The organism is Chlorobiota bacterium (genome assembly GCA_016710285.1).
In the GTDB taxonomy this organism is placed as follows: domain Bacteria; phylum Bacteroidota; class Ignavibacteria; order OLB7; family OLB7; genus OLB7.
Genome location: JADJXR010000001.1, coordinates 842,666 through 860,007, shown reverse-complemented (window position 1 = coordinate 860,007; position 17,342 = coordinate 842,666). Strand labels below are relative to the sequence as shown.

13 protein-coding genes are annotated in these 17,342 nt (G+C 57.1%); 5 read left to right on the top strand and 8 right to left on the bottom strand.

Annotated elements, in window-relative coordinates:
• Positions 1-86: 86 nt before the first annotated feature.
• From gatB to speA, 4 genes are all read left to right on the top strand, one after another.
• Positions 87-1,583: an Asp-tRNA(Asn)/Glu-tRNA(Gln) amidotransferase subunit GatB gene (gene gatB / locus IPM61_03050; protein MBK8910283.1), complete on the top strand. Its 1,497-nt coding sequence runs from the start codon at positions 87-89 to the stop codon at positions 1,581-1,583.
• A 73-nt stretch (positions 1,584-1,656) separates the two neighbouring features.
• Positions 1,657-2,328, top strand: coding sequence for a hypothetical protein (locus IPM61_03045; protein MBK8910282.1), 672 nt, complete (start codon positions 1,657-1,659; stop codon positions 2,326-2,328).
• A gap of 35 nt (positions 2,329-2,363) precedes the next feature.
• Complete coding sequence (locus IPM61_03040) at positions 2,364-3,155, top strand: outer membrane beta-barrel protein (GenBank protein ID MBK8910281.1); 792 nt, start codon at positions 2,364-2,366, stop codon at positions 3,153-3,155.
• Positions 3,156-3,308: 153 nt separating this feature from the next.
• On the top strand, positions 3,309-5,339 hold the full coding sequence (speA, locus tag IPM61_03035) for a biosynthetic arginine decarboxylase (GenBank protein MBK8910280.1): 2,031 nt from the start codon (positions 3,309-3,311) through the stop codon (positions 5,337-5,339).
• A 129-nt stretch (positions 5,340-5,468) separates the two neighbouring features.
• Here the strand turns inward: speA and IPM61_03030 are convergent, their stop codons facing one another.
• The 8 genes from IPM61_03030 to IPM61_02995 form a co-directional block, all read right to left on the bottom strand.
• Positions 5,469-7,070, bottom strand: a complete 1,602-nt coding sequence (locus IPM61_03030) for a hypothetical protein (protein MBK8910279.1) — start codon at positions 7,068-7,070, stop codon at positions 5,469-5,471.
• A gap of 155 nt (positions 7,071-7,225) precedes the next feature.
• On the bottom strand, positions 7,226-9,055 hold the full coding sequence (glmS, locus tag IPM61_03025; protein ID MBK8910278.1) for a glutamine--fructose-6-phosphate transaminase (isomerizing): 1,830 nt from the start codon (positions 9,053-9,055) through the stop codon (positions 7,226-7,228).
• A gap of 173 nt (positions 9,056-9,228) precedes the next feature.
• Positions 9,229-9,660, bottom strand: coding sequence for an aminoacyl-tRNA hydrolase (arfB, locus tag IPM61_03020; GenBank protein MBK8910277.1), 432 nt, complete (start codon positions 9,658-9,660; stop codon positions 9,229-9,231).
• Positions 9,661-9,755: 95 nt separating this feature from the next.
• Positions 9,756-10,376 carry a hypothetical protein gene (locus IPM61_03015; GenBank protein MBK8910276.1) on the bottom strand — a complete coding sequence of 207 codons (621 nt, stop codon included), beginning with the start codon at positions 10,374-10,376 and terminating at the stop codon, positions 9,756-9,758.
• A 127-nt stretch (positions 10,377-10,503) separates the two neighbouring features.
• Positions 10,504-11,058, bottom strand: a complete 555-nt coding sequence (locus tag IPM61_03010) for a sigma-70 family RNA polymerase sigma factor (protein ID MBK8910275.1) — start codon at positions 11,056-11,058, stop codon at positions 10,504-10,506.
• Positions 11,059-11,281: 223 nt separating this feature from the next.
• Positions 11,282-12,289, bottom strand: coding sequence for a signal peptidase I (gene lepB / locus IPM61_03005; protein ID MBK8910274.1), 1,008 nt, complete (start codon positions 12,287-12,289; stop codon positions 11,282-11,284).
• Between the two features lie 164 nt (positions 12,290-12,453).
• Positions 12,454-14,268: an elongation factor 4 gene (gene lepA, locus IPM61_03000; GenBank protein ID MBK8910273.1), complete on the bottom strand. Its 1,815-nt coding sequence runs from the start codon at positions 14,266-14,268 to the stop codon at positions 12,454-12,456.
• Between the two features lie 254 nt (positions 14,269-14,522).
• On the bottom strand, positions 14,523-15,455 hold the full coding sequence (locus tag IPM61_02995; protein ID MBK8910272.1) for a Ppx/GppA family phosphatase: 933 nt from the start codon (positions 15,453-15,455) through the stop codon (positions 14,523-14,525).
• Between the two features lie 373 nt (positions 15,456-15,828).
• Between IPM61_02995 and asnS the strand changes: the two genes are divergently transcribed.
• Positions 15,829-17,220: an asparagine--tRNA ligase gene (asnS, locus tag IPM61_02990; protein MBK8910271.1), complete on the top strand. Its 1,392-nt coding sequence runs from the start codon at positions 15,829-15,831 to the stop codon at positions 17,218-17,220.
• Positions 17,221-17,342: the final 122 nt, after the last annotated feature.

The following is a 17,342-nucleotide window of genomic DNA, read 5'->3' as shown; positions in this document are numbered from 1 at the left end:
GAACTGCCGTTTTGTGGTAGCTTGCGCACGGGGCATCAACTGGAGGCATCCATGGTTATCCCCAGCACCGATCCATGCAGAGATTTATGACCGACACAGCAACCCTTCCGCTAACGCCAGAACTGATTGCCGCCTACGAGCCGGTGATTGGCTTGGAGATTCACGCGCAGCTTCTTACCAACACCAAAGCGTTCAGCCGCGCCGCAACCCAGGCCGGTCCATGGCCCAACACCAACACCGACCCCGTTGTGCTTGGCCACCCGGGGACGCTTCCGGTGCTGAACCGCCGCGTGGTGGAGTTCGCCATTCGGATGGGCCTGGCCACCAACTCCCAAATCCGCCGCCGATGCGGGTTCGCACGCAAAAACTACTTCTATCCGGACCTTCCCAAAGGCTACCAGATTTCCCAATCGGACGAGCCGATCTGCTACGATGGATGGATTGAGATTGAGCTGGATGGCGGCGCAACCAAACGAATCGGCATCACCCGTATCCACATGGAGGAGGATGCAGGGAAATCTATCCACGACCTTGACATCACCAACACTCTTGTGGACCTGAACCGCGCCGGAACACCGCTGATCGAAATCGTCTCCGAGCCGGACCTCCGTTCGGCCAGCGAGGCCTACAGCTACCTGATGCAGATGAAGAGCATCGTCACCTACTTGGAAATTTGCTCCGGCAACATGGAGGAAGGCGCGCTCCGCTGCGATGCCAACATCAGCGTGCGGCGGCGCGGTGCCGAAGCGTTTGGGGTGAAGACCGAGGTGAAAAACCTGAACTCCTTCCGCAACGTGGAGAAGGCGATTGAGTACGAGATTGCGCGGCAGATTGCGGCCATTGAATCGGGCCAGACGATTGCCCAGGAGACCCGCCTGTGGGACGCGGGAACCCGCAGCACACGCGCAATGCGAAGCAAGGAGTTCGCCCACGATTACCGCTACTTCCCCGAGCCGGACCTTGTCCCGTTGGTGATTGGCGAGGAGATGATTGAGGAAATCCGCAGCGCGCTGCCGGAGCTTGCCATTGCCCGCAAAAAACGGTTCGCCACCGAGTATGGATTGCCACTGTACGATGCTGCAATCCTGACGGAAACCCGCGAGTTAGGGGATTACTTCGAGGGCGTTTGCCGGGGGCTGCGGCAGCAATCGCCCGAGCGGTTCAAGATTGCCAGCAACATCATGATGACCGAGGTCCTGCGGGTGCTGGGGGAGCAGAAAGTGGAGATCACCCAGTTCAGCATCCCCCCCGAACGGCTTGCGGAGTTGGTGGAGTTGTTCGCCGACGACGTGGTTAGCTCAAAGAACGTGAAAGACATTTTTGCGGAGATGTTGGCCTCGCCAAAATCGGCGAAGGAGATCAGCGAGGAGAAAGGGTTTGTGCAGGTAAGCGACACCGCGTTTTTGGAGGAAGCTGTGGCGCAAGTGGTTGCCGCCAACCCAAGCCAGGCCGAGGCTTACCGCGCCGGGAAGGCCAACTTGTTCGGATATTTCGTTGGCGAGACGATGAAGCTGACGAAAGGGAAAGCCAATCCCAAAATGGTTTCGCAGTTGCTGAAGCAGCGGCTGGAAGAAGGGGGGTAAACCTTTGGAAATTGGAGGGTACTGAAGCCGCAATTCCGTTTTTGGAATCATCTCCGTCCAATCAAAAAAAAGCATGAACAGGCGTTTCTATTATTGCGCAGTGGTGGTTCTGGGGCTGGCGTTTGCCGCCTGCATGGAGGAATCCCCGAACCCCGTGGTGTTCGACCAAGTGTTGCAATCAACCACGGTGCGCAACCGGTTGCTGACGCCGGTCATCATCTTCCGAAACGGGGCCGCAATTGACACGTTGGAGGCCCGCACCGACCGCAGCTATCCATTGGGCCAGAAAGGGGTGTTCCGCCATGCGTGGCGGATTCTGGCTCCGCTTGGGATTGATGGAAAGCCAGCAGGAATCGAGCCAACCGGCGAGCTTGGAATCCAATACGCCATCAACGCCGAATACACCATCGAGTACGACGACGCTCCTGGCGGAACCATCTTCACCCCACGCATTGCCAACCTTACTGGCTACGATCTGAACCTGACGGCGAACTATCAAGAAAGCGATGAGTTCCGCAGCACGCTGGTGATCCCCCGCAACCAGAATATCCCGCTCACCCACTCCCCCTACTTTTACTGGAACAGCAACTCCAACATTGTGGTGGATGCGATTGGCGGGCCAGGGGTCTATTATTTCAAACGCGACACCGTTGGCGACCACGGAACCTCACGATACTTGCAGATAGACGATTCCACCAGCAGCTACAAAGGCGCGGGGGTGACAATGCCACTGGTGGCATTCTAAGCGAAACGATACCCTTCAATGATTTTTGTGAACCGATGATAAAGCCAGCGATCTCCCTGCTTCTTTCTGCGCTCTTGCTCACGGTGGCCGATGCCTATGCCCAGGAGGAATCTCTTCCGTTGCCAATTCCCAAGTACGAAGCAAGCCCAACAGGGGTGGTGATTGCTGCCAAAGGTGGCGCGGTGCTGACGGTGCCACGCGGAACGTTCCCCAGCATTATCGTTGGCGAAGGGGGGGAAGGGACCGGCGATTTTGCAAGCAGCAGCGCACGCACGGCAACCGGCTACCGGTGGGGCGTGGCGATGATGATCCCGTTCAACAAGTCGCTGGGGCTTAGCCTGGACGTTGGGTCGTTGCAGTATCTGGCCGAGTACCAAGCCAACTCGGCAAGGCCAACCTTGCAGTACCGTGCGCAAACGGCCCAAGTGGCGATTGGCCTGCAAGGCAACCTTTATTTTCACGAGCAAACATTCCGGGATGGAAAATCTGGAGTTGGCGGCGAGGGGTTGCGGGCCATCTATCTGGATGGTGGAATTGATATCGGCGTTGCCACCGTTGCCAACCGTGCCGAAATAACCCGCACCGATAGCCTGGGCCAGCAAACCACAAGCGTTGGAAGTTTTGAGAACAACGAGCCGCTGCGGACCCCGGTGGCCTTGCGCGCCGCTGCCGGGTTGCGCTACGCCTTCTCCCCCCACATCGAGCTGCAAGCGGAGGTTGGCTACGCGCTGGCGTTCAATAAGGTGTTCAGCAGCGTGGCGTTGCAGAACAATGACTTCGCGGTGGACCACCTGCTGGTGCAGTTGGGTTTGGGGTATCGGTGGTGATGGTTGCGGGGATTCCGTAACGGGAGGTCCGCGGGCGGATTCGTACCATTGGCCATTCTCACCAATCTTTTACTTTTGCGCCCGTCATCGGGCAGGCCATGACGGCTGCCAATTTCTCAATCACTTTTTTCAGGGCTGACACAACAGGAACGGATGAAGGAACAGACCCTTTTGGAGGCTACCGCCGCCATTGCCGAAACCCCCGACGAACCGGACGCGCAATGGTCCGTGGAAGACTCGGCACTCCTTTACAACATTGACAAGTGGGGCTATCCCTACTACCGCATCAACAAACGGGGCCACGTTGCCGTCCGTCCCGTCCATGGCGAAAGCACCGAGATTGATATCCACGAAGTGATTAAGGAAATCCGTCGCCGTGGGGTTCAGCTTCCGGTGCTGATTCGTTTTCACGACCTGCTTCGCCGCCGCGTCATCGAACTCAACGAAAGTTTCCGCAAGGCCATTGATGAGTTCGATTACGAGAACACTTACCAAGGGGTCTATCCCATAAAAGTCAATCAACTCCATGAAGTTGTGCTGGAGATTATGGAGGCCGGGGCCGAGTACAATTTTGGCTTGGAATGCGGATCCAAAGCGGAGCTGTTTGCCGCGCTGGCGCACCTTGAGCGGGACAACATGCTGCTGATCTGCAACGGCTACAAGGACATCACCATGATCCGGTCCATCCTGATGGGGCAGCAGCTTGGGAAGAACATCCTGCCGATTATTGAGAAGTACCGCGAGTTCGAGGAACTGATTGCCGAGTCCGACACCATGGGGATTGCCACCCAGTTTGGCGTGCGCGTCCGGATTGCCACCAGCGGAACCGGGCGTTGGGCCGAATCGGGTGGTGACGTCTCGAAGTTCGGCGTTTCCATCCCCGATCTGCTCCGCTTGATTGCTATCCTTCGCGAGCGTGGGCAAACCGATGCCTTCAAGCTGGTCCACTTCCACATCGGCTCGCAAATCCAGGACGTTATCTCGCTGAAGTCGGCGGTGAAGGAGATCACCCGCGTCTATGCCAAGCTGGTGAAAATGGGGCTTGGGGTGAAGTACATTGATGTTGGCGGCGGCTTGGGGGTGAACTACGATTCCCCAGAAGCAGGGCTGGAGCAAAGCATCAACTACACCCTTCAGGAATATGTGAACGGTGTGGTCTATACCATCAAGGAAATCTGCGACATCGAAGGCGTTCCCCATCCGATCATCATCAGCGAAAGCGGGCGGGCACTGACGGCCCACCATTCGATGCTGGTGGTGGGGGTGCTTAGTGCCACCCGCAAAAACGTTGCCGATGCCATTCCCGAAGTCACCGGCGACGATCAGCCGGTTGTTCGCGAGCTGTTCGACAGCTACGAAATGCTTTCCGACAAGAACACCCGCAAAACCGGGAAGGGCCAGCGGAAAGCGCGGTTCCTTGAGATTTATCACGACGCAATCGAGAAGCGGCGCGAGGCCGATCTTCTCTTCTCGCTGGGCTATCTTTCGCTGGAGGATAAGGGGAAGACCGAGCAGCTCTTCTGGGCGATTATGCAGCATCTGAACCGCGCAATGAAGAAGCTGGACCCAGAGGAATCACTCCCTTCCGATCTCTATCATGTTGAAGGGATGTTGGTGGATCAATACCTCTGCGATTTCTCGGTGTTCCAAAGCATCATGGACCATTGGGCGATTGACCAGTTGTTCCCCATCATGCCAATTCACCGTCTGAAAGAGGAGCCAACCCGGCGCGGCACGCTGGTTGACATCACCTGCGACAGCGACGGCAAGGTGGATCAATTCATCAGCGACGATGGGGAGGAATCATCGCTGCCGCTGCATCCGTTGGATGGCGACCCGTACTACTTGGGGGTGTTTCTGACGGGGGCCTACCAGGACATCCTGGGGGATATGCACAACCTGTTCGGGCGCGTCAACGAGGTCCACATCTACGCCGACGAAGATGAGCCGAAAGATTTCTACATCGAGAAAATTGTGCCGGGAACAACCGTGGTGGAGGCGTTGAAGTTGGTGCAATACTTCCCCAGCGATTTGAAGACCCGGATGGAGGCGATCATCCGCGAGAAGGTCCGCTCCAAACAACTCCGCCCGCCGCAAGGGGTCAGCTTTGCCGAGGCCTACGCGAAGGGATTGGAGGAATACACCTACTACAACTACTGGGACTCACATCCAGAAAAAGAGTAGGGGGTTGGAGTGTGGTGTGGGGATCGTCCGAAAAAAAAGCAAGGGCTTCAGCAGCGATGTTGAAGCCCTTGCTTTTGCGCTTTGGAATGGCGTTGGAATCCCGTGTGGTGCATCCACATTGCTGAAGAATTATCTGCGGCCATTGCTTGCACGGTTGATGCAAAAGGCCAGAACGCCACCCCAAAGAATCACCGCAGCAATCAGCGCGTGGCGATGCCATTCAATCACCCCAAACGCCCAAAGCACAAACACCAATATTGGAAGGATCAACGCCAGAAATGCCCCATACAAACTCCACCGTGATGCTGGCCGAAGCTGCCGATTGCGCCCCAGCCGCATGGCGTTGCGAAGAAGGAGTATCAGCCCCGCGATCCCTGCCGGCAGATACAGCAGCAACACCAAAAAACCGGTCAAGTCACTTAACAGCGATAGTCCTGTTAGGCTCATAAACAGTGCACAAATAATTCCCACAGCCCACCCTTTTACACCGAAAACTTCCGGCAGTGGGTTGTTGCTGGGTTGGGTTTCGGAATATCCCAACCGTGCTACGGATCGCCTCCATCCAATAAATCCGATAAGATGCCCGGCAAGCAGTGCCAGCCCGATCAGCGCAAACAACTCCTGCCGAATGGGGCGCAGCAACAACGTTTCAACAGTAGCTTCCGGCCGCAGTGCTTCCCAGTTGCCAACGGAGTATTGATTCCATTTCCCGGAGCTGTCGCGAACCATCACCCCTGCCCCAACTGCGGCAATCACCACGCCCGATCCGTCGTTAAAAATATCCATATCAAGCAGGTCAAGCGCGGGGCCTTCGGTTCCGCCAGTAGAGTGTTCGCAGCGGACAATGTACTCCATCCTTGAAGGGGGGATAAGAAGGTCCGAAGTCCATGTTTGGCCGCTATCGCCGGAGCGATCAATGCGGAAGGTATCGGTGTTCGTCCGCCACGGGGAGCTGCCACGATACCACACCTTCGGCAGGTCGGGATGGTGGATTGTGATAAGGGGCGAGGTCAGGATGTAGGGGATGCCAGTATCACCCGTCGGCACGGGGTGGCTGGGCATCACCACGGCAAGTGGGTCGTCGCTAACCAGCGCGGCCGTGTCCCCCAAATATGGACTCCACGTTGCGCCGTGGTCACTGCTGAATGCCACGCCATGGGTACTCCGCCCACGGTGAAAAGCGAACGCGTCCCCCTTGATCGTGCGAATCTGATAGACCCCAATTTCTTGTTTGATGGGCGAAGTGGCCATCACCCCAATTGAGGCAACAACAACGGCAGGAATAGCAGTTTGAAGCAAAAGCGGACGGTGGGCCAGCTTCATGGAACGGGACCACAGTAGCCATGCTGGGAAAAGGGCAAGCAGTGCAAGAAGATCGGTTGGATCGAGAGTGATGGAAACGCTTGCGCCAATCACCCCGGAAGCGAACTGGCCAGCAAGCTGATGCCCAAACGGAGTTGCTTTTGCGGCGAAAAACCAAGTTGTTGTGGCGGCAAAAACAATCACCCCAACGGTGCGCGGGTTCGATCGTTTCCAGATTGCACCCACCAGCAGGGCAAGCAAGAAGGGAAAAAAGAAAATCCCAGCGAAGTCACTCAGCTTGCCCGTAACCCAGCCCGGGAACGCCCCTTTCAGCAAGTGATCGTTCAGGATGAGAAGAATGATTGCTGCCAGCGATGCCGGGTGGATCAGCGCACGGAGCGCGGTATCAATCGTGGAACAGCGTGCCATGCCACCTTGAACGTTAGGGGGGTAGGGGCGTTACGGAAAAGGGTAGGGGTGGGAGGGGGCGTGGGAATCAACCGAAGAAAAAGCAAGGGCTTCACCATCATTGTTGAAGCCCTTGCCTGTTTGTCGCCAAGAATAATTTCCGCTGCTTCGGGCTTTTACTCCACCGTTACGGACTTTGCCAGGTTGCGCGGTTGGTCCACGTTGCAGCCGCGCTCAAGGGCCACGTAGTAGCTAAGCAGTTGCAACGGCAACACGTTCAGGATTGGAGAAAGGAAGGGGTGCGTTTCCGGGACGTAGATGACGTGCTCGGCAAGCGACTCGATGCGGGTGTCCCCTTCGGTGGTGATGGCGATTACCCGCCCGCTTCGCGCCCGCACCTCCTGGATGTTCGTCACGATCTTGTCGTAGATGTCGTCGTTGGGCGCGATGAACACCACCGGCATATTCTCATCAATCAAAGCAATGGGGCCATGCTTCATCTCCGCTGCCGGATACCCTTCGGCATGGATGTAGCTGATCTCCTTCAGCTTCAACGCCCCTTCCAACGCCACCGGGAAGTTGTAGCCGCGGCCTAAGTAAAGCGCGTTCTGGGTGTTAGCAATCTCGCGTGCGATTTTCTGGATCTGCTCGGCGCGGGAAAGGGTGTATTCCACTTTTTCTGGCAGCTCCACCAAGGCTTTCAAGATGTGCGATCCTTCGGCGGCGCCCATCCGGCGCATTCGCGCAATCATCACGGTCATCAACGCAAGCACCGTTAGCTGCGAGGTGAAGGCCTTGGTGCTTGCCACGCCAATCTCCGGGCCGGCATGGGAATAGACCCCGGCGTGGGTCTCGCGTGCGATGGAGCTTCCCACCACGTTCACAATCCCCAGGGTGATTGCGCCATGGCGTTTTGCTTCGCGAAGCGCGGCCAACGTGTCGGCAGTTTCCCCCGACTGCGAAATGGCGATCACGATGTCATCCTTGTAGAGGATTGGGTCGCGATAGCGGAACTCGCTGGCGTACTCCACTTCCACCGGAATCCCAGCAATCTGCTCCAGCATATACTCACCCACCAGCCCTGCGTGCCAGCTTGTGCCGCAGCCCAGGATAATGATCCGGCGTGCGTCGCGGATTTTATCGGCCACGGTGCGTAGCCCGCCAAGCCGAACGGTGCTTTCATCCAGATGCAGCCGCCCGCGCATGGCGTTGCGGATCGTCTCCGGTTGCTCGAAAATCTCTTTCAGCATGAAGTGGTCATATCCGCCACGCTCAATCTGCTCAAGCTCGAAGGTGATCTCCTCGATCTGCTTGTTGACCACTTCGTCGTCAATCGTTTTTGTGACGTAGCGGTCCCGGTCCAGGATCGCCATTTCGCGGTCGCCCAGGTAGATCACCTGGCGGGTGTGTTGCACGATTGCCGAGGCATCGCTGGCCACCACATACTCACCATCGCCAATCCCGAGGGCAAGGGGGGAGCCGTTGCGGGCGGCATAGATTCTTCCAGGCTCCATCTTGCTAAGCATTGCCACGCCGTAGGTTCCCACCACTTGCTTCAGTGCTTGGCGGAATGCGGTTTCCATGATGCCGACGCGGTCGTAGAAGAACCGGACAAGCTGCACCAGCACCTCGGTATCGGTCTGGGTGTGGAAGGTGTAGCCTTCGGATTCCAGCGTTTTTTTGATTGTCGCGTAATTCTCAATCACCCCGTTGTGGATAAGGGCAATCTCCCCCCGTTGATCGGTGTGGGGGTGGGCGTTGGTGTCGTTCGGTTCGCCGTGCGTTGCCCAGCGGGTGTGGCCAATTCCAATCGTCCCTTTCAGCGTCTCCGGGCGCAGCACCGACTCAAGATCGCTTACTTTCCCTGCTTTTTTCTTGACCGATAACTCGCCGTTCAGCAGCGCGACACCGGCCGAATCGTAGCCCCGGTACTCCAAGCGTTTCAGGCCGTTAATCAGGATTGGCAAGGCTTCCTGCGGGCCAACATATCCAACGATTCCACACATGGGAGGGTAGTCTCTCTGGTTAATTCAGTGATCAAGTGGCCAGCCGCCATTGCTGCGTGGCCTTCTGTTGGGGCACAAATTACGCAATGGTAACGTGGGAAATCCTATCCATTGATTTCGGGATACAGGAGGGAACAAAGGGGAATTCGGAAAGCCAAGATTGCCGCCGTGCGCTATTCTTCGGGCCTCCATCGCCGATCTGATTTCTTGGCTGAAATTTTTTGTTTGGCATCTATTCGCCGTGCAACGGAAGCACGGGAAGGGCGCGTGGGGATTCGGGGCTTTTCGATTTCCAGGGCATCGTTCATCAGCCGTTCCAAGCGTTCCAGCGCGCGGTATCGGTTGCCAAGTTGGGAACGTTCGGTGCTGCTGGCAACGCGGATTCGGCCAAGCGAGTCAAGGCGGTTGGCAAGTTTTTCCAGCAAGCGCTGCCGCGTGCTTTCCCGCAGCCAGCTTGCCTCGGCAACGGCAAACCGGACTTCAACTTTGGTCTCCACCTTGTTGACGTTCTGCCCCCCCGGGCCGCCGCTGCGGCTTGTGGCGAACTCAAGGGCGGAAATGGGGATTGTTTCCCCGGTGATCAGGTGCAAATGAGCATCATCCATGGTTGCTATCAAGTAAAGATGGTGGCCAACATAAGGAAGCCCGCCCGATACGTTGGCATCGGGCGGGCTTTGCGTTGTTCCGTGTGGCGTGGCGATTACTCCCCGGTGATCGGGAAGTGTGTTGGGCGTGATTTCCGCCGCACCACTTTTTTCCGTGGCTGCCGTTTTTCCGATTCGGCCTTCGCCATTTCCGCCTGAACCTCAGTCCGAAGCGAGTCGCGCAGGGCGGTGATAAGGGAGTCGCGGTTGATTGCGCTGGCAGCGGGGGGAAGCAATTGCGGTCCCGGCGTTGCAACCGTGATGACTTGCGGCTGCGGGTCGGCAAAGAAAGCTCGCTCGGCAGTGACCCCAAGCCCAACCCCCAGCACTAATCCTGCAAACAGCATCGTCACCCCGCGGCGGCTGAACCAGCCGGTTGCCCCGGTTAATGCTGCCGTGCTTGCTGGCACGCTATCGGCGTGCTGTGCGGCAATCACCGGCGTGGCGGACGGCTGCAATCCAACCGATGACCCAAGCTGCGTAAGAAGGGCTGCGTCCTCCTGGGCGGTAAGACCTTGGAACTGTTCGTTCTTGTTTAACGCGCTTTGCAAGCGGAGTTGCTGGCGGAATGCCACACGCTCCGCGCTGCTTTCGGAAAGTTGGCGGAAAAGCAATGCCGAATCGGTGTCCGACAAGTCGCCATCAAGCAATAGGTAAATATCTTCGTTCATCGGCATATCAGCAGAATACGTTGGTCAGCGTGCGTTCTCATAAGGCTGTTGGAAGGTTAGAGAGGTGGCGGCTGCATCGCATCCATCTTCTTCATCCAGCAGTGCAAGTTCTATTTCCGTGTGCTTTGGCCTTTTAGCGTGCGTCTTCCAGATAGATAGCAAGCCGTTGGCGTAGTGTGTCGCGAGCCTTGAAGATGCGGAACTTAATCGTGGAAACCGGCATGCCGACGATCTGGGATATCTCCTCGTAGGAATGCCCATGGACATCGCGCAGGACGACCGCTTCCCGGTAAATTTCCGGCAGCTTTTCAATCTCCGATGTTAGCACCTCCTGCAACATCACGTCCGGGGTAGGTTCCTGGACCGGGATTTGCAAGCCGTCAATGGGTTCGTGCACTTTCAAGGTCCGGAGCATATCAATGCAGGTGTTGCGGGTCATTCTAAACAACCAGGCTGCAACGTTGGTTCCTTGTTCGTACATGGCCGCCTTCTGGAAGGCTTTCAACAACGACTCTTGCAAGGCATCTTTCGCTAACTCGCGGTCCCCCATCATTCGGCAGCAATAGGTGAACAGCCGCTGGCGATAGCGATCGTACAGCACGACAAACGCTGATTTATCGCCAGCAACAAGCCGCCGTAGCAGCTCATCATCAGGAATAGATGCTTGGTGTTGCTTTTGTTCTGTCAATGAATGCACCGAAGTTCTCTTATGTGGTAATAAGCGATGTGAGGTCTTCCGTGGCTGGCCCACGCTTCGCTCTTTGTTTGCAAGGAACTTACGGCCAATGCAAACAACGCAAAGGCAGAAAAAAGGTTAGCAAGCCTTAACACTGATAGTGCACAGTTGCAAAAACTTCTGGATGGAGTTGTCGCTTATCAACGCGCTGTGTGATTGCGGCCATCAATCAATATCAATCAATCACGTTAAACAGGCGACCCCAACGGATGGAGGTAATTTTTTCCCAAAGCGAAGTTTGCTCGGCAGGATTTTCGGTGTTGGCAATCCCATCTCCATCGCGGTCCACGGCCACGGGCCATGACCAGTACACAATCAGCGGGGTCCCAATCACATCATCAATCGGAACAAACCCCCAGTAGCGGCTGTCCAGCGAGTTCCACCGGTTGTCCCCCATGCCAAAGCAGTAATCCCGCTCCACGGTGTAGGACGTGACCGGTTGCCCGTCAACTTTGATGATCTCTCCGTCGCGCTCAACCTCATGCCCTTCGCGCATCACAAAAATGCGCCAAGCCCGGTAGGTGGAATCGTTAAGGGGAAGCACGTCCCCTTTTTTCGGAATACGAAGCGGACCCCAGTTGTCGCGGGTGAAGCCATAGCCTTCGGGGAAGGTTTGGCTTGCATCGCCCGAGCTTGGCGTGCTGAGTAAGGGGTCGAACTTTGCCTCCTCCGGCAGCGGCTGCTCAACGCCATTGATATACACCTTGGTGTTGATAATCTGCAAGGTGTCCCCTGCGGTGGCAACGCAACGCTTCAGGTAATACTGGAAATCTCGGGCCTTGACATCGCTGCGCCCTCCGGGGAAGATGAACACAATCACATCCCCTTTCTCAGGGTCGCGCAATCCAGGCAGCGTGAAGTAGGGGAGGGGGATGTTGAAAAAAGGAATCGTCTGGGGGGAGGATCCTCCGTAGATAAACCGATTAACGAACAGGAAATCCCCAGGCAGTACCTCGTTTTCCATCGAGCCGGTCGGGACCACGAAGCTGGCAATCAGGATGCCGTTAATCACCATCACAATCAGCAGCGAACTAAGAATCGTTTTGGTCCAGGACCACACCTCTTGGCCGAACGTCAGTTTTTGCTGTGCCGGTTTCCCGGTGGCATCTGTTGCTTGGGAGTTGCCAGGGCGCGCCGCCCCTTTTTTGCCGCTTAAAATCTGCTTCCGTTCCTCGGGATTCATGTATCTGCGTTCGGTTGTTGGTTGCTCAATGATTGCTTACTCAATGGATCTGAACATCCGCCCCCAGCGGATTGCGCCAATGCGTTCCCACAGCGATAACGCTTCTGCGGGGTCGTAGGGGTTGGCAAGCCTGTCGTTGTTGCGGCTGCGGAGTATTCTTCCGCTTATTCCTCCATCGAAAGCACCGCCAAAAATGCTTCTTGTGGGATTTCCACCGCGCCAACTTGCTTCATCCGTTTCTTCCCTTCCTTCTGCTTTTCAATCAGCTTCCGTTTGCGGCTGATGTCGCCGCCGTAGCACTTGGCCAGCACGTCCTTCCGAAGCGCTTTGATTGTTTCGCGGGCAATCACCTTTGCGCCAATCGCCGCCTGCACCGGAATCTCGAACATATGCCGCGGGATCAGTTCGCGCAGTTTGGCGCAAAGTTTCCTTCCGTAGAAATATGCCTTGTCACGGTGGATGATGATCGAAAGCGCGTCCACCGCCTCGTTGCTGAGAAGGATATCCAACTTCACCAAATCCCCTTCCCGCATCCCAATCACCTCATAATCAAACGAGGCATACCCGCGCGAGGCGGATTTCAGCTTGTCGTAAAAATCGAAAATCACCTCGGCCAGTGGCAGCTCGAAAGTGATGTCCACACGGGTGGAGGAAAGGTAGCTGGTGTTTTTGTAGATGCCACGCCGCTCGATGCAGAGCTTCGTGATAACGCCGATATACTCCGCCGGGCAGATGATCTGTGCGCGGATGTACGGCTCCTCAATAATATCAATCGCCCCAGGGGGTGGAAGGTCGGCAGGATTATCCACCATCACCTGCTCCCCATTCGTTTTCGTCACCTGATACTCCACGTTGGGAATCGTGGTGACGATCGTCTGGTTGAACTCCCGCTCCAGCCGCTCCTGCACAATCTCCATGTGGAGCATTCCCAAAAAGCCGCAGCGGAACCCGAACCCAAGCGCGGTGGAAGTCTCCGGCTGGTAGGTGATGGCCGAATCGTTCAAGGTGAGTTTTGCCAGCGAGTCGCGCAGCGTTTCGTAGTCGTCCGAGACCGCCGGATAGATACCGGCAAACACCATTGGCTTCACCTCGCGGAACCCAGGGATTGGCTCGGCGGCCCCCCCACGGCTTAGCGTGACGGTGTCCCCCACCTTCGTATCCTTCACGTCCTTGATGGCAGCGGTGAAATACCCCACCGCCCCGCACGGTATCTCCTTTGTTCTAACGCGGTTCCGGTGCAGCACCCCCGCTTCCTCCACCGTGAACTCCGCCCCGGTGTACATGAACTTGATCTTCTCATCCTCCCGCAACGTTCCATCCACCACCCGAACGTAGGTGACGGTTCCCCGATAGCTATCGAACAGGGAGTCGAAGATCAGGGCGCGCAACGGTGCGTCGGGGTTGCCGCGTGGCGATGGGATCCGCTGAACAATCGCCTCCAAAATCTCCTCGATTCCAATCCCAGCTTTTGCCGAGGCAAGGATCATTTCTTCTTCCTTGCATCCCAACAGGTCAATCACCTGCTGCTTCACCCCTTCCAGAGTGGTGGCCGCCGAAGGGAGGTCAATTTTGTTGATGACCGGGATGATCTCCAACCCAGCATCAATCGCCAAGTAAAGGTTCGCAATGGTTTGCGCCTCCACCCCCTGCGTTGCGTCCACCACCAGCAGCGCGCCCTCGCACGCGGCAAGCGAGCGGGAGACCTCGTAGCTGAAGTCAACGTGGCCCGGCGTGTCAATCAGGTTCAGGCTGTACAGGGTGGTGTCGCCGGTGTGGTTGGGGCGGCGATAATCCATCTGGATAGCGTGCAGCTTGATCGTGATTCCACGCTCCTGCTCCAGCGGGTTATCGTCCAGAATCTGGTTCATGGTCATCTCGCGTGCGGTGACGCGCCCGGTGGTCTCCAGCAGGCGGTCGGCAAGCGTAGATTTGCCGTGATCTATGTGAGCAATGATGCAGAAATTGCGGATGTTGTTCATCGTGCAGAAATCGTTCAACCGAACTGAGTACCGGTGGCTGTTTCGCGGCCAAGAACCGAAACCGATAGGGATTCCCCGAACCAACCGCCATTGAATTGCAGAACCGCTGGAAAGGGAGATTGAAAAGCAAAGTGCCAAACTTACGCCCCACCTGCCGAGTGTGCAAGGTGGCGTGCGGTAACGGGTTGTCGGAAGTATAAGAAGGTTAGGGGATGGGCAAAAGTGAGTTCTTCTTCCCCCCGTTCATTCTTGATTCACTCCTGATGTTGCTCACCGCTCATTTCGCGAAGCATCACCCCGTAGCGCACCCCGCGCGTGCTGACCATCAGCTTGGGAAGCCGATACCGCTTCATAAACTCCTCCAAGATGATTGCGCCAGCCAGAATAATATCCGCCCGCCCGCTGTTGATTTGGGGGATTGCCTCGGTCTCCGCCAGCGTCAGCCCCGCAAGCCGCCCAACGGTGGTGCCGATAACGCCAGCCGGAAGCCACCCCCCGTTCAGCGATTCGGCGTTGAAGTGCTCCATTCCGGCGTGCATCGCGCCCAGGGTTGTCACGGTTCCGGCAACGCCAACGGCAACGGTCTGCGGGGGAAGATTGAACGCGCTGGCCAGTTCCTTCCGGGCAAATTCGCGGGCGTTGGAAAGTTCTGCCGCCGAAGGAGGAAGCCCCGAAAAACACCGTTCCGCCAGCCGCACCGCGCCGATGTCAAGGCTGATGCTGTGCTGAAGACTGGTCCCGTCCCCAACCGCGATTTCGGTGCTGCCGCCGCCAATGTCCAGCACGGCGATTGGCGATGGCGTTGGGGCCACCGCAAGCCCGAACAGCGCGCCACGGTAGGTCCACTGGGCTTCTTCCTGGCCGCTCAGCACCTGGATCGTGATGCCCGTTCGCTCCGCCATTTCGGCGATGAACTGCTGCTGGTTGCGTGCATCCCGAAGCGCGCTGGTCCCAAAAGCAACAATGCGGTCGGCGTGGTGCCACTCAGCAATCTGGCGGTAGCGCAGCAGGAAATCGGCCACGCGGCCAAACGTTTCCGGCAGAATGGTGCGCGAAGCATCCACCCCTTTCCCAAGCCGGGCAATGGCATGCTCATCGCCAAGAATTTGGATTGCGCCGCCGGGGTTTGCCTGCGCCGTCACCATCAATATGGTGTTGGTGCCGATGTCAATTGTTGAGAGGATCATGGAGGAAGTGAGAATCGGAGTTGATGTATGAGTTGCTGGAAGAGCAGGGAGGTCTCACAAGCATAGTTCGCCATGCCGAATATCGTCAAATGGCATCACTTGTGTTGCTGGAAGCAGTGCTTTTTGCTGGCGATTCTCCTGCAGGCATTGAGGTGCTATGCCTGCCATTCTCGTGAAGGCTGCAACCTATGGCTCAGCGGCACGGCTGCTGTTTGCAAGCATAGTTGGTATTGCCAGGATACCCAACACTCCAACAAGCTGTATCGCTGTTTGGTGTGGCAGAAGGGGAGTTCTATTTTGGGGCGCGGAAGCAAGCCGGGTGGCAATCCGGCAGCGGCTGCAGTTCTCGTTCACATCTAACGTTCATTTAACTATGATTCGAACCGGAGAGTACATCAAGGATATGTTCGCAATGGCGGTGGGGACCGCTGTTGAGGCCCGCGGATGGGTGAAAACCCGCCGCGACAGCAAAGGCGTTACCTTCATCCAGCTGAACGATGGCTCCTGCTTCAAGGATTTGCAAGCAGTGGTGGAGGCAGGAGCAATCCCCGAGGAGACGATGCGGCAGATTGGGACCGGAGCCTGCCTGAAAATCAGCGGCGAGCTTGTGGCATCGCTTGGCGCGGGGCAATCGGTGGAGCTGAAGGCCCGCGACATCCTTATCTACGGCCCTGCGGACCCCGCCACCTACCCGCTGCAACCGAAGCGTCACAGCATGGAGTTCTTGCGGGAGATTGCCCACTTGCGCCCCCGCAGCAATACCTTCGGCGCGGTGTTCCGCGTCCGCAATGCGGTCTGTTATGCCATTCATAAATTCTTCCAGGAGCGGGGGTTCCTTTACGTCCACACGCCGATTATCACGGCTTCCGATGCCGAAGGTGCGGGGGCGATGTTCGGTGTCACGACGCTGGACCTGATGAACCTTCCGCGCACCGAAACCGGCGGCATCAACTTCGCCGAAGATTTCTTTGGCCGCCCTTCCTACCTAACCGTTAGCGGCCAGCTTGAAGGGGAGATTTTCGCCAGCGCGTTCACCAACATCTACACGTTCGGCCCAACGTTCCGCGCCGAAAACAGCAACACGCCCCGCCACCTGGCGGAGTTCTGGATGATTGAGCCAGAGATGTCCTTCTGTGATCTTGACGACAACCGCCGTGTTGCCGAAGAGTTCCTGAAGTACATCATTGCCCACGTGGTGGACACCTGCCTTCCCGATCTGGAGTTCTTCAACAAATGGGTGGACGACACCGTGCTGGAGACGATCACCCACGTGGCCGAAAGCGATTTCCAACACGTTACCTACACCGATGCAATCGCTATCCTGCTGAAGGCTGATAAATCGTGGGAGTTCCCCGTTGCTTGGGGGATAGATATGCAAAGCGAGCACGAACGCTACTTAACCGAAGTGGTGTTTAAGCGGCCGGTGGTTGTCACCGATTATCCAAAGGAGATCAAGGCGTTTTACATGCGGCTGAACGACGACGGCAAAACCGTTCGGGCAATGGATGTGCTGGCCCCACGGATTGGCGAGATCATCGGCGGAAGCCAGCGCGAGGAACGGCACGATGTTCTGCTGGAAAAAATCCGCGCACAACATCTGCCGGAGGAAGCCTACTGGTGGTATCTGGATTTGCGGAAATATGGCTCGGCACCCCACGCGGGGTTCGGGCTTGGGCTAGAGCGGATGGTGATGTACCTAACCGGAATGAAAAATATTCGCGATGTCATCCCCTTCCCACGCACGCCGGGGTCGGCAGATTTTTAGGGGAGCTGGTGCGGCGGCGGTGGGGTGCTTCACGCACAACCCCATTGCCGCACGCCCGGCAGGGGAAGCTATCAGAAGAAGCTATCAGGGGGATCCATCATTGCGCCGCAGTGCGCAACACG

Excerpts from the sequence above, each read along its gene's own strand:
- gatB (MBK8910283.1), top strand. The coding sequence starts at position 87 with ATGACCGACACAGCAACCCTTCCGCTAACGCCAGAACTGATTGCCGCC.
- IPM61_03045 (MBK8910282.1), top strand. The coding sequence starts at position 1,657 with ATGAACAGGCGTTTCTATTATTGCGCAGTGGTGGTTCTGGGGCTGGCG.
- IPM61_03040 (MBK8910281.1), top strand. The coding sequence starts at position 2,364 with ATGATAAAGCCAGCGATCTCCCTGCTTCTTTCTGCGCTCTTGCTCACG.
- speA (MBK8910280.1), top strand. The coding sequence starts at position 3,309 with ATGAAGGAACAGACCCTTTTGGAGGCTACCGCCGCCATTGCCGAAACC.
- IPM61_03030 (MBK8910279.1), bottom strand. The coding sequence starts at position 7,070 with ATGGCACGCTGTTCCACGATTGATACCGCGCTCCGTGCGCTGATCCAC.
- glmS (MBK8910278.1), bottom strand. The coding sequence starts at position 9,055 with ATGTGTGGAATCGTTGGATATGTTGGCCCGCAGGAAGCCTTGCCAATC.
- arfB (MBK8910277.1), bottom strand. The coding sequence starts at position 9,660 with ATGGATGATGCTCATTTGCACCTGATCACCGGGGAAACAATCCCCATT.
- IPM61_03015 (MBK8910276.1), bottom strand. The coding sequence starts at position 10,376 with ATGCCGATGAACGAAGATATTTACCTATTGCTTGATGGCGACTTGTCG.
- lepB (MBK8910274.1), bottom strand. The coding sequence starts at position 12,289 with ATGAATCCCGAGGAACGGAAGCAGATTTTAAGCGGCAAAAAAGGGGCG.
- lepA (MBK8910273.1), bottom strand. The coding sequence starts at position 14,268 with ATGAACAACATCCGCAATTTCTGCATCATTGCTCACATAGATCACGGC.
- IPM61_02995 (MBK8910272.1), bottom strand. The coding sequence starts at position 15,455 with ATGATCCTCTCAACAATTGACATCGGCACCAACACCATATTGATGGTG.
- asnS (MBK8910271.1), top strand. The coding sequence starts at position 15,829 with ATGATTCGAACCGGAGAGTACATCAAGGATATGTTCGCAATGGCGGTG.